Genomic DNA, 13,305 nt, shown 5'->3' on the forward strand with positions numbered 1-13,305 from the left:
CGTTGAAGACTACAACGTTGATAGGCAAGATGTGGAAGTGGTGTGAGCCATTAAGCTAACTTGTACTAATTACCCGTGAGGCTTAACCATACAACGCCAAACGCGTTTTATGCGACAGTTTGACAGAAGTTAATATAACTAAAGTAGAAATTACTTAAAGAAAGACTTAAAAAATATTATCAGATATTTTCCAAATTCAGTTAATGCGTAGCGATACGAATTAACGCCCAAATTTGCTTGGTGACAATAGCGTTTTGGACCCACCTGACTCCATGCCGAACTCAGTAGTGAAACGAAACAGCGCCGATGATAGTGTAGCATTTGCTATGTGAAAGTAGGACATTACCAGGNTAGTGAAACGAAACAGCGCCGATGATAGTGTAGCATTTGCTATGTGAAAGTAGGACATTACCAGGCTTCAAATTCAGTCGAAGGACTTTAACCTTAATAATTAAAATAAGAAAATTGAAAAGAATTTTCTTGGTGACAATAGCGTTTTGGACCCACCTGACTCCATGCCGAACTCAGTAGTGAAACGAAACAGCGCCGATGATAGTGTAGCATTTGCTATGTGAAAGTAGGACATTACCAGGATTTAATTAAGAGAAACCCGTTACAGTAATGTGACGGGTTTTTTGCTTTTTGTAATTTTGTAAATAGTCCATGCCGAACTCAGTGGCGAAATAAAATAGTTCTAAGGCGAGCCCCGCAGAAGGACGCCCCGACACAAAGATAGTGTAGCATTTGCTATGTGACTCTCTACCGCTGTGGGCAGTACGACATTACTAGGATTTAATTAAGAGAAACCCGTTACAGCAATGTGACGTTTTTTTTGCTTTTTAAAATTAAGAAAAACATCCCCCTTTAAATTCAACAACAAAACTAGTTGCGTCTATTCGCGCGTGCTAAAATCCAATTTTTATGAATGATGATATAGAGGTCTAGTTTGCCTACAGCTGATTACCAAAAGGTGCTTGATGAAATAGCACATGAAGTACGCCCTTTATTATCACAAGGAAAAGTAGCTGATTATATACCGGCCCTTGCAGAGGTCGATCCTGAGCAATTTTCTATCGCTATTTATACAACTGATGGTAAAACTGTATGTGCGGGGGATTGCTCTCAACGTTTTACCATTCAGTCTGTTTCAAAAGTTATGACACTTACTATGGCACTGCAACGTTATGGTGATGAACTTTGGCATCGAGTTGGAAAGGAGCCTTCAGGTACTGCCTTTAATTCGCTTACACAGCTTGAGTTTGAAAAAGGGATCCCTCGTAACCCTTTCATAAATGCAGGCGCAATTGTAACGTGTGATGCGTTATACAGCCGCTTATCTGCACCAATGCATTCTATGCTCGAGACCTTTAGGTTGTTAGCTGGTAATAGAGGGATAGTGATTGATAAAAAAGTCGCTAATTCTGAGTATGAATTTAGACACCGTAATGCTGCTATGGCACATTTAATGAAGTCGTTTGGTAATTTTGAAAATGAAGTCGATGATGTTTTATGGTCTTACTTTAACTTTTGTTCTATTGAGCTCAACTGTATTGAATTAGCCAAAGCTTATAATTTTTTAGCAAATAAAGGTGTTGATAATCGATCGGGCGATCGTGTTTTAAGTAGCCGTCAAAATAAGCAGCTTAATTCGCTATTATTTACCAGTGGCTTATATGATGCTGCGGGGGATTTTGGTTACAGAGTAGGTATGCCAGGTAAATCGGGAGTGTCAGGGACTATTTTAGCTGTGTTACCAAATAAGTTTACTGTAGCTGTTTATTCTCCGGGGCTTAATTCGTTTGGTAACTCCGTTGCAGGAATAGCAGCATTAGAACTGCTATCTAAAAAGCTCGATATTTCTATTTTTTAGGAAATCGATAGGGAGCAATAATTGCTCCCACCGTTATTTATTGTTCCCAATAAACTTGTTCTAAACAATCTTCACGTTCAGGTAAACCACGAGATAAACGCGGAGAGTGCTGAACTAATACTTCATAGCTCGCTCGGTTAGCATATTTACTAATTTGCGATAGTGACGAGTAAGTAATAGCTTGTTGCTGATGTTTAGCTGAGTTTGCCACATTAAGCTTATGGTAAACATTCGCTGACAAATCATGTAGTACAGCCGCAAGTGCGCAGTCACCTGCACCATTGGTGTTTTTTATTGAATCAGGTCCACCCATAAATGGGGCCGTATGACTATATGCTCTGATAGGTTCATCACACTCATCTTTACGCATAGCTCGTGAGAATTCGTAACGGTTAAAATCAGGTATGGCGCCTGGTAGTAACGGGTATTCGGTTTCACGCTTTAAGCTTTCGTCTACGTAGCCGGCCATAAATAAGCCTTTTTCGCCAGCGGTACAAATAACTAAGTCTACCCAATCAAGTGCTTTATCAGCAGCTAGAAGAGGATCTTCAAAACCTGTAATAGCTAAACCTTCTTCTTCGTTCATAGCAAGAATATCAACATGCTTTTCAACAAAGTTTGCCCACCAAGTAGGGTCTTGTTCAATTAAGAACTTAGTACCGAGTGTAAGCACAACTGGCACACCTGCGTCATTAGCGTATTTTACCGCTTGCATAGTGGCTTCAGTCATTGTTTCGCTACCTTGAGTACGCATAAGATAGGCACTAATCACTAACGCTGATGAATTCTCAATAAGGTCTTTATCGATAGATTCAGGACGTAAGTGATTCATTAGGCCTGCACTTATTGCAAAAGTACGCTCACCGGTTTCATCAATTAATGTAAAACAACGGCCTACAGGCCCATCAACTGGTTGAAGGTAGTTTAAGTCTACACGGCTTGAGGTATTACATAAAAAACGGTAAGCGTAGCTACCTATTTTTATATTTTCGCTCATTACGCCTAATAAAACTGAGCGATCATCTGCAAGTACAGAGTAGTTGTGCATAGTGTTACCAATGGTTCCACCGGCAAACTCAAAATCAACCATATTGTTTAATTTTAAACGATCGTATAAGGCGTTTGTTGTATCGCTATCAATAACTTGCGACATCCCTCTACGTAGTTGAAATTCGTCAAGGAAAGCTTGATCAACTTTTGCCTCTATATCAACAACGATCTGATCGATACCCGTAATATAACTACGTTGTAATCGCTCTGTTGCGTTAAGTTGATTGGTAAGTGGATCTTTGGCTTCCACTGGAAAATAATGTTTATGCCTGCGGCGTCCAGGAAATTTCATTTGCTACCCGTGTTGTGAGCTAAATAAAAAAAGCGTGAGATTATAGCGTAAATCAGCACGAGTGAGCCATTACAAACGGGTAAATATTGTTTTATTTTTGGAATAAAGTAATGAATGGCGCACTTTAGAGTGCTAACTAGGTATAATTACAGCATAAAAGGTTATTTAAGTAGAAATAATGAACGAACCATTTGATGATTCCTACTGGATGGAACAAGCGCTTTTGTATGCAAAGCAAGCAGAGCTGCTTGATGAAATTCCGGTTGGAGCAATTGTAGTCAAAGATAACCAGCTAGTTTCAGTCGGGTATAACCGCTCAATAACGGATAATGACCCATCTGCCCATGCCGAAATGATTGCAGTGCGAGAAGCTGGAAAAGTCCTTAACAATTACCGCTTAATTGATTGCACCCTATACGTAACGTTAGAGCCTTGTTCTATGTGTGCGGGATTGTTAGTGCATAGCAGAATAAAGCGTTTAGTATTTGGAGCAGTCGATGCTAAAACAGGGTCTGCGGGTTCAATTATGAATTTATTACGAGAGCCTAAGTTAAATCATCAAGTTGAGGTGTGTGGTGGTGTTTTGGCACAGCAGTGCGGTGATACTATTTCGAATTTTTTTAAACGTAGAAGAGCGCAAATTAAAGCAGCTAAGAAAGCTGCTCGTGATGAACAAATAAATAAGCCTAACTAAAGCTAACTAGCGATTGGCTCTATTTCTGATTCAGCCATTTGCTGCATAGCAAACATTCGGCGACGCCAGATGATTTTTTTGTGTAGTTTTCGCAACATAACACGACGACGTGTGGCCGTTGAATAAATGACATTGCGTTTTAATCTTTGTGTGCGTCTACGTTTTAGCATGTTTTCTCCTAATGCAAGAGTGAGAAAGGCACGGGTATATCTTATAAAATAATGATATACAATTAACACACATTAGTGATCATTTGATGACAAGTAAACAGATATTTAATTTACTTAAATTTTGCTTACTGGCTTGCTCAAAAAACTGATACCTATACAAATCTTAGTTATTGTTTTCACTCGGTTGTTCGGGCTCAATTATAGGCTGTTGTTTTTCTGTTTGCGCTTCATCTTTGTTACTTTTTTCGTCACTTTCTTCATTTAGCTTTAGCTCGGTATCAGTGCTCTGCTCTGTGATTGGTTCTGGTTCAGGTTCTACAGCAATAGCATTATTCTCATCTAGCCAAACAAGTGCATCGTAATAGCGACGAATATTATCAACATATTTAACCGCTACATCGCCACGCGCATAACCATAGCGAGTTTTACGGTAATAGCGCTTTTTAATTAACAGCGGTAAGCGTTTTTTTACATCAGCCCATTTATCAGGGCTTGCGCCTTGCTGCTCGGTAATTATACGCGCGTCGTTAACGTGCCCCCAACCTACATTGTAAGCCGCTAGTGCAAGCCATGTTCTATCAGGTTGAGGAATTCTATCAGGAATACGCTTAATCAGTTTACTTAAATACTTACCACCACCGCGAATATTTTGCTCTGGCTCTAAGCGGTTGGTAACACCTACTTGTTTTGCTGTACTGCGGGTTAGCATCATAATACCGCGAACGCCTGTTGGCGATTTAGCGCGAGGATTCCACATAGATTCTTGATAGCTAAGTGCCGCTAATAAACGCCAATCAAGGCTACCAGCATATTGTTCAAACCATGGTTGGTATGTTGGTAAGGTTTCTTTGATAGCTTCGATATAAGCAAGGGTATTTACATAGTTAAATTGGCGCACGTGGCCAAAGTATTTTTCTTCAAGTACGTAGAGCTGATTACTCTGTTTTATATCGCCAAAAAATGGCACTAATAAGGAGTATAAAGAATCATCTTTTGATTTATTAAGTATCCATGCAATCGGGTCGTTATGACTAACAGAAAAACCGATACTTAAATTTGGATGATAACGTCGAAACAGCGATAGGGTATGCGTATCAGCGAGTGTGTAATCTATTTCGCCATCAATAACTGCTTGAAGTAGTTCTTCTTCATCAAACTCTTCGCTTTCTATCCAAGTAAGATCTGGATTGTTTTTTTTCATTTTTTGCAGAGTAAGCGAATGACTACTTTTAGCGATAACAGTAAAGTTGCCATCTAAGTCGGCAAACTCTCGAGGGCGAACACGTCCTTGCTTATAAACTAACTTTTGGCTGATTGTTCTGTAAGTTGGTCCATAACGGTATTGCTCTGCACGGGTTTTATTATAGGTAAGTCCTGAGGCAATTAAATCTAAATCGCCGCTTTCCAGGCGTTCAAACATATCGGATAAGTTAAAAAATGGCACTATTTCAAGCTCTACACCTAGATATTCAGCAAATGCTTGAGATAGCTCATATTCAAAGCCTTGTTCACCTTGAACGGCTTGATAATAATTACTAGCACTTGCAAGTGTACCCACACGTATTTTGTTTTGTTCTTTTATTTGGGCGAGTTGAGTTGGCTGCTCTTGCATATCACATGCACATAACAGCATAACTAAAGTAATGATTATTATTAGTTTTTCTTTGAACATTGAGTGCCCCTTAAGCTCGCCAGCCACCGTTATAGCAAAACTAAGCCATCGCGTCACTTTACCTTTTATTTTATTAACCAAAAGAGGCTATAAATAAAGCTAAAAAGTTAATTTTATGAAAAGCGTAATTTTGAGTTAAATCTGAATGCTAATTGGACTATAATGCGTGCCTAAAATATCGTTCAATCCCTAACCCCGGATGAAATTACCTATGTTGATCCTTCGTGGTGCACCAGCACTTTCAGAGTTCAGAGTTAATAAAATTTTAGCGCGTTGCCAACAATCGCAACTTCCAGTCACTAACGTATACGCCGAGTATGCTCACTTTGCCGATTTAACATCGCCGTTGAGTAGCTCTGAGCAAACCAAGCTTGAAAAACTATTAACTTACGGTCCAACTATTGCTGAGCATACCCCAGCTGGCAAACTTGTACTTGTTACACCTCGCCCAGGTACCATTTCACCTTGGGCATCTAAAGCTACCGAAATCGCCCACAACTGTGGTTTAAAGCAGGTTCACCGTGTTGAACGCGGTATTGCTTATTATGTTGAAGGTGATTTAAACGCAGAACAACTTGCACAAGTAACTGCGTTATTGCACGACCGCATGACTGAAGCCACACACAATGAACTTGAAGATGCGGCTCAGCTGTTTCGCAGTGATGCCCCACGCCAAATGTCGTCTGTCGATATTTTAGGTGGTGGACGCGAAGCACTAGCAACAGCCAATGTTGAGCAAGGCTTTGCGCTTGCTGATGACGAAATAGACTACTTAGTAGAAAATTTTACAAAGTTAGGACGTAACCCTAACGACATCGAATTGTTTATGTTTGCACAAGCGAACTCAGAGCATTGTCGCCATAAAATATTTAATGCTGACTGGACAATCGATGGTAAAGAGCAGCCAAAATCGCTGTTTAAAATGATTAAAAATACGTTTGAGCTAAATCCTGAAAATGTATTGTCGGCGTATAAAGATAACGCGGCAGTAATGAAAGGCTCAAAAGCGGGTCGCTTCTTCCCAAATGCGCAAGGTGAATATGCGTATCATCAAGAAGACATTGAAATACTAATGAAAGTTGAAACTCATAACCACCCAACAGCTATTGCGCCATTCTCAGGTGCTGCTACAGGTTCTGGTGGTGAGATTCGCGATGAAGGCGCAACTGGTCGTGGCTCTAAGCCAAAAGCAGGCTTAGTTGGCTTTACTGTATCAAATTTACGTATTCCAGGTTACGAGCAACCGTGGGAAAGCGATTTTGGTAAGCCGGGTCGTATTGTAAACGCACTTGATATAATGACAGAAGGTCCACTAGGTGGCGCTGCATTTAATAATGAGTTTGGTCGTCCTAACTTGTTAGGCTATTTCCGTACTTACGAAGAAAAAGTAACAAGCCATAATGGTGAAGAAGTGCGTGGTTACCATAAACCAATTATGCTTGCCGGTGGTTTAGGCAATATTCGCTCTGATCATGTTCAAAAAGGTGATATTCCTGTTGGCGCTAAGTTAATTGCGCTAGGCGGGCCTGCAATGAACATTGGTTTAGGCGGTGGTGCTGCATCAAGTATGGCCTCTGGTCAGTCAAACGAAGATTTAGACTTTGCTTCAGTACAGCGCGAAAACCCAGAAATGGAACGTCGTTGCCAAGAAGTTATCGATAAATGTTGGCAGCTTGGTGACGAAAACCCAATTGCATTCATCCATGATGTAGGTGCCGGTGGTTTATCTAACGCGTTTCCTGAGCTTGTTAATGATGGCGGACGTGGTGGTAAGTTTCAATTACGTAGCATCCCTAACGATGAGCCAGGCATGGCACCACACGAAATTTGGTGTAATGAATCACAAGAGCGTTATGTACTCGCTGTTGGCGTAGAGGACTTTGACCGCTTTGAAGCAATTTGTAAGCGCGAACGTGCCCAGTACGCTGTTATTGGTGAAGCAACAGCTGAACCTCACTTAACAGTGTCAGACAGCCACTTTAAAAATAACCCTGTTGATTTGCCGCTGGACGTATTATTAGGTAAAGCACCTAAAATGCACCGCGATGTAACGTCAAAGCAAGTTGTTGGCAAAGCGCTTGATATCACATCAATAAATGCAGCAGATGCAGCGCAGCGCTTAATGCGTTTACCAACCATTGCAGAAAAAACATTCTTAATAACAATCGGCGATCGCTCAGTTACGGGTTTAGTAGCGCGCGACCAAATGGTTGGTCCTTGGCAAGTACCTGTTGCTAACTGTGCTGTAACTGCGGCAACGTATGATACTTACCACGGTGAAGCTATGTCACTCGGTGAGCGTACTCCGGCTGCATTACTTAATTACGGTGCATCTGCTCGTTTAGCTGTGGCAGAGTCGTTAACTAATATTGCTTGTGCAAATATTGGTAGCCTTGAAAACATTAAGTTATCGGCAAACTGGATGGCAGCAGCGGGTCACCCAGGTGAAGATGCTGGTTTATATGAAGCTGTTAAAGCCGTAGGCGAAGAGCTTTGTCCTGCGCTTGGTTTAACTATTCCTGTAGGTAAAGATTCTATGTCGATGAAAACGACATGGAAAGATGAAGGTGACTCACAAGAGAAGTCAGTAACATCGCCGCTTTCACTGGTTATAACTGCGTTTGGTCGTGTTGACGACGTACGTAAAACAGTAACTCCACAACTGCGCACAGATAAAGGCGATACATCGCTTATATTAGTTGATTTAGGTGCGGGTAAAAACCGCATGGGTGCATCAAGCCTTGCGCAAGTTTATAAGCAACTGGGTGATGTAACACCTGATGTTGATAGCCCAGAGTTATTAAAAGGCTTTTATAACGCAATGCAAGCGCTTGTGGCCGATAGTAAATTACTTGCTTATCATGACCGCTCAGACGGTGGTTTATTTACCACGGTTGCTGAAATGGCGTTTACGGGTCATACCGGTGTAACGGTTGATTTAGCTGGTTTAACAGGCTCTGACATTGAAGCGCTTTATAACGAAGAGCTAGGTGCCGTAATCCAAGTAGCAAATGCTGATTTAGATGCAGTAAATGCGGTGTTTGAACAACATGGTATAGCAGCCATTAGTCACAATATTGGCACGCTTAACAGTGACGATACGATTATATTTAACCGTGGCGAAAATACGGTACTTAATCATACGCGTACTGAGCTTCGTACTATTTGGGCTGAAACAACATATCAAATGCAAGCACGCCGTGATAACCCTGAGTGTGCTAAGCAAGAGTTTGATGCTAAGTTTGATGCAAAAGATCCAGGCTTAAACGTAAAACTTAACTTTGATTTAAATGAAGATATAGCAGCGCCATACATTGCAACCGGTGCTAAACCGCAAATGGCTATTTTACGTGAGCAGGGTGTTAACTCTCATTTAGAAATGGCGGCGGCGTTTAATCGCGCAGGTTTTGCAGCCGTTGATGTACACATGAGCGATATTTTAGAAGGTCGTTTAACACTAGAGCAATTTAAAGGTTTAGTGGCCTGTGGTGGTTTCTCATACGGTGACGTACTTGGTGCGGGTGAAGGTTGGGCTAAGTCTATTTTGTTTAACGACATGGCACGCGATCAGTTCCAAAACTTTTTCCACCGTGAAGATACTTTCAGCTTAGGTGTATGTAACGGTTGCCAAATGTTATCAACGTTAAAAGAGTTGATCCCTGGTACTGAACATTGGCCGCGCTTTGTAACTAATAAATCAGAGCGTTTTGAAGCACGCTTTAGTTTAGTAGAAATACAAGAGAATCCGTCTGTGTTCTTTAACGGAATGGCTGGCTCGCGTATGCCTATAGCGGTTTCTCATGGTGAAGGTAATGCTGAGTTTGCAAACGATGCAGCCACTAAAGCGGCGCTTGATAGCGGCACTGTAGCGGTTAAGTTTATAGATAACTACGGTAACCCTACAACGCAGTACCCAGCTAACCCTAATGGTTCTCCAGAAGGTATTACAGGTATTACGTCAACTGATGGTCGTGCCACTGTAATGATGCCGCATCCAGAACGTGTATTCAGAAGCGTTGCCAACTCTTGGCATCCAGATGAGTGGATCGAGGATAGCCCGTGGATGCGTATGTTCCGTAACGCACGTAAAAACGTAGGTTAATTATATTTACGTTTATACAAGTTAGATTCATAATCTTACAGTAAAATTAAAAAGGCTGCATTGTGCAGCCTTTTTTGATTATACCAATCTGCTTATATATGGGGTCTATTTAACGTTAAGAAAATTACGCTAGAACTAGGCAAAAGTTTTTATATCTAGTTGTTCTAAATAAAAAACTTTTAACGACGTTATAGTGCAATTTAATTCGTTAAATTGATCAAAGATTTATGCAGGTTGGTATTAGTATAGCTAAAAGCACAAAGCATTTAAGGATAGTATGTTTAAGCNGTATAGCTAAAAGCACAAAGCATTTAAGGATAGTATGTTTAAGCGAATTGGTTTAATTGTTGGCGTTTTATTGCTAAGTACCTTGCTGCTTAGTTATGTATTTCGTTTACCTTTATTACAGTGGGTTATAGCGCCTGAGCTCGAAAAAGCGGGTGTCACATTAAACTGCCTTGATTTTTCAATCACGTCTGAACTAAATATTCATGCTGATAAAGTGTGTGTAAATTATCAAAATCAACAATTACAACTTACTGGTATTACTGCAAATACAAAGCGTGTAGATATTGAAAATGCAGTGCTAACAGTTAATCCACTCCCTAAAAGTGATAATGCTAATCAGCTTGCTAAAAATCTCGATTTAGCACTTCCCTTAAATCGCCCATTAATCAATATTAAACAGCTTGTAGTAAAAAGTGATGAGCTCAATAAGCCACTTAAAATAAGCATATTAGAACCCGAACTAAATAAATTTAATGTCTCAGGTGATATAAACGCAAGTGCAATTTTGACTGCTAATAAAGTAAGGGGTCAGTTTGAAATTAATGACACTTTTTTAAAGCACGTTATAAACACTAAAAATACATTAATAGCAGATTTTAACTTTAATACTCAGCAAGCATTTAGCTTTGATGGTATAGAACTTGAGTTAAATGGCGATATTAGCTCCCAGTTTGCTCACACGTATGAGCAGTGCAAAGTTAACGTATTAGCCACTGGTAAATTGGCGACGCGTTTTAATTTAAATAGCCAAGCGTTAATGTTTAATACCGATTTGCTTAATAACAAAATTAATTTAACACCAAGCTGTACTGAGTTAATTCCACCAAGTGAATATGCAGGCTTTATTAGCAAACAAGTGCCTTTAAATTGGCAACTTAAACTCCCTCAATCAATTCGCTTAGAGGCTAGTGAGCTCAGTGTTCCTGCAATTAATTTGTTAAGCGTGGGCGATAAGCAATTTGATATTTTAATAACAGATACAACACTAAATATTACATCTCCATTTGAAGACTTACAGACAACTTTGTCAGCTCAAATAAATACACCTGATATAAATAATATTAGCGTTAATGCTCAGTTATCTGACGCTGCAATTAAAGGCGATTACGTCGTTATGCTTGAAAATTTACCTGAGTTTGTACCCGCAACAGCGGATGGGCTTAGCCTTAGTGGTCACTTTAATATAAGTGAGTTTATAGACTCAAAACCAATTGGGCTTATAAATGCTAAATTAACGCTTAATAGTATAGATGCGTTTGATATAAGTGCAGTGCAATACCAAGGTGATTTAACAGCAAAAATGGATAAACAGTTAAACGCAGAGGTAGCGTTAACTCAGCAATTAAAAAGCGCAGAATATAAAGAATTTAAAGTCACAGATATAAGTAACACATTAACAGCAAATGCTAATTTAGGCGTAGGTGAGTTATTTGCTGATCTAACAGCAAAAACGAATATAAAGGCTGTTAATAGCCCCGACATAAAACTTAATAATATAAAAGTAGAGTCTACGGGCTTGCAAAGCCGTGCACTAAAAGCCACGCATCACGCATTTATAAACGATGTTGAGTTAGTGATAAATCATCATATGTCGTCGCAAGCTCATCCATTTGAAGTGGTTATTCCTGAACAAAGTGCGCTGTCGTTAAATGCGTTTATTAGTCAATTTGAGCCACTTGCACAGTTAACAGAGGGCGAATTTAATGGCTATATTAGTGGCGATATAAACTTACAAAATGCACTGTTCAATATAGGGATTAGTCATACAAGTGCATTGTATAACGATTACCTTGCGAGTGATTTAAGCAGTACATTTAGCGGGGAATATAATTCAGGTAAGCTTAATGTAAAACCAACTACCTTTAATTTAAATGAATTTAGAGCCGGTGCCGTAGTTAAAACTATTAAAGGTCAATGGCAAGTTAATAACAATACCGCGCTTATAAATGATGTAAAAGGAAGTGTGTTTAGTGGCGAGTTTTCATTAGATAGCTACACAGTAGGGAAGCCAAACCAAGTTGCTAATGTTAAGTTTGAAAATATTGATGCAAGCAAACTTGTTACACTCGACGATAAGTCGGGCATTGTATTAACGGGACGCTTGGCGGGGTCTTTACCGGTTCACTTTGATAGTGGAAAAATTGAGATAATTGACGGAAGCTTATTTAGCCAAGGAACAGGTAATTTAAAAATTACCAATAATGCCGCTTTTGATTCAGTAATGCAGCAACAGCAAGAGTTACAACCTGTGTTAGGGTTATTAACTAATTTAGATATTCAAAAACTTAATAGCAGTGTGGCACTAAAAAATGATGGTTGGTTAAAACTAGGGGTTAATTTGCAAGGCTATAATAAAGCAGAGCAGCAGCAGGTTAACTTTAATTATAACCACGAAGAAAACGTATTTACACTTTTACGCGCACTACGTTTAAGTGACGAAATTACACAAAAAGTTGAGCAACAATACTCACAAAAAGGAAACTAATAATGAGACAGTCGTTATTGATAAAAGTACTGCTCGCACTGAGTGCTATTAGTGCACTAAGTGCTTGCACGCATCGTGTTGAGGTGTCTGCTAAAGAGCCCATTACTATTAATTTAAATGTGAAGGTCGATCACGAAATTCGCGTAAAAGTAGATAAAGAACTCGACAATTTATTTAGTGACGACAGTGAGTTATTTTAAGGAGCTAGAACATGAATACGAAGAAAAAATTAAACATTATTACGTTAGTTAGTGCAGTATGTATGTCGTTCTCTGCGTGGGCTATTAGCCTTGATGACGCTAAAAACCAAGGTTTAGTCGGTGAGGATAGCTCTGGTTATTTAGGACTTGTTGTACAAAACGCAGAGGCAAAAGCCGTTGTTGATGACATAAATGCAAAGCGTAAAGCGCAGTACTTAAAGCTCGCTAAAAAGAATAACTTGTCGCTTTCACAAGTAGAAGCACTTGCTGCCGCTAAAACAATTGAAAAAACCCAAAGTGGTCATTACGTTGAAGTAAATGGTAACTGGGTTAAAAAATAAGCGTTTGTTATTGTCTTGTTCGAGGGCGTTCAGAATTCTGTGTCAGCCTAAATTGCTAAATATCTAGCACACCATCTAATCTACCTTCGAAGTGGATGGCCAATTGCGACAATGTCAGATTCCAGTTATGGATTGGCATTG

9 protein-coding genes and 3 rRNA genes are annotated in these 13,305 nt (G+C 39.7%); 9 read left to right on the top strand and 3 right to left on the bottom strand.

All coding sequences use genetic code 11. The annotated features are described in order from the left end of the window. From I6F10_RS19240 to glsB, 4 genes are all read left to right on the top strand, one after another. Positions 1–90 (top strand): 23S ribosomal RNA (locus I6F10_RS19240); the annotation flags it as partial. Between the two features lie 146 nt (positions 91–236). After that, positions 237–351, top strand: a 5S ribosomal RNA gene (gene rrf / locus I6F10_RS19245). Between the two features lie 128 nt (positions 352–479). Continuing rightward, positions 480–594: ribosomal RNA gene (rrf, locus tag I6F10_RS19250) — 5S ribosomal RNA — on the top strand. A 352-nt stretch (positions 595–946) separates the two neighbouring features. After that, entirely contained in the window at positions 947–1,870 is a 924-nt protein-coding gene (glsB, locus tag I6F10_RS19255; RefSeq protein WP_002961081.1) for a glutaminase B, read from the top strand. A 37-nt stretch (positions 1,871–1,907) separates the two neighbouring features. On the opposite strand, the gene I6F10_RS19260 is transcribed toward glsB, so the two are convergent. Further along, positions 1,908–3,212 (bottom strand): inosine/guanosine kinase, encoded by a 1,305-nt coding sequence (locus I6F10_RS19260; RefSeq protein ID WP_010554383.1) that lies wholly within the window; start codon positions 3,210–3,212, stop codon positions 1,908–1,910. Between the two features lie 178 nt (positions 3,213–3,390). On the opposite strand from I6F10_RS19260, the gene tadA reads away from it, so the two are divergent. After that, positions 3,391–3,906 carry a tRNA adenosine(34) deaminase TadA gene (gene tadA, locus I6F10_RS19265; protein ID WP_197099266.1) on the top strand — a complete coding sequence of 172 codons (516 nt, stop codon included), beginning with the start codon at positions 3,391–3,393 and terminating at the stop codon, positions 3,904–3,906. 2 nt (positions 3,907–3,908) lie between these two features. On the opposite strand, the gene I6F10_RS19270 is transcribed toward tadA, so the two are convergent. Then, entirely contained in the window at positions 3,909–4,076 is a 168-nt protein-coding gene (locus tag I6F10_RS19270; RefSeq protein WP_007584688.1) for a hypothetical protein, read from the bottom strand. A gap of 163 nt (positions 4,077–4,239) precedes the next feature. After that, positions 4,240–5,748, bottom strand: coding sequence for a membrane-bound lytic murein transglycosylase MltF (gene mltF / locus I6F10_RS19275; RefSeq protein ID WP_165744243.1), 1,509 nt, complete (start codon positions 5,746–5,748; stop codon positions 4,240–4,242). A gap of 211 nt (positions 5,749–5,959) precedes the next feature. On the opposite strand from mltF, the gene purL reads away from it, so the two are divergent. The 4 genes from purL to I6F10_RS19295 all read left to right on the top strand — a co-directional run bounded on the left by purL (position 5,960) and on the right by I6F10_RS19295 (position 13,164). Then, positions 5,960–9,850, top strand: a complete 3,891-nt coding sequence (gene purL, locus I6F10_RS19280) for a phosphoribosylformylglycinamidine synthase (RefSeq protein ID WP_197099267.1) — start codon at positions 5,960–5,962, stop codon at positions 9,848–9,850. A gap of 322 nt (positions 9,851–10,172) precedes the next feature. After that, positions 10,173–12,623, top strand: a complete 2,451-nt coding sequence (locus I6F10_RS19285; RefSeq protein ID WP_197099268.1) for an intermembrane phospholipid transport protein YdbH family protein — start codon at positions 10,173–10,175, stop codon at positions 12,621–12,623. A gap of 2 nt (positions 12,624–12,625) precedes the next feature. After that, entirely contained in the window at positions 12,626–12,823 is a 198-nt protein-coding gene (locus I6F10_RS19290; protein WP_007378800.1) for a YnbE family lipoprotein, read from the top strand. 11 nt (positions 12,824–12,834) lie between these two features. After that, on the top strand, positions 12,835–13,164 hold the full coding sequence (locus I6F10_RS19295; protein ID WP_002961068.1) for a YdbL family protein: 330 nt from the start codon (positions 12,835–12,837) through the stop codon (positions 13,162–13,164). Positions 13,165–13,305 lie beyond the last annotated feature (141 nt).

This window comes from Pseudoalteromonas sp. SWYJZ98, from assembly GCF_015864495.1.
In the GTDB taxonomy this organism is placed as follows: domain Bacteria; phylum Pseudomonadota; class Gammaproteobacteria; order Enterobacterales; family Alteromonadaceae; genus Pseudoalteromonas; species Pseudoalteromonas distincta.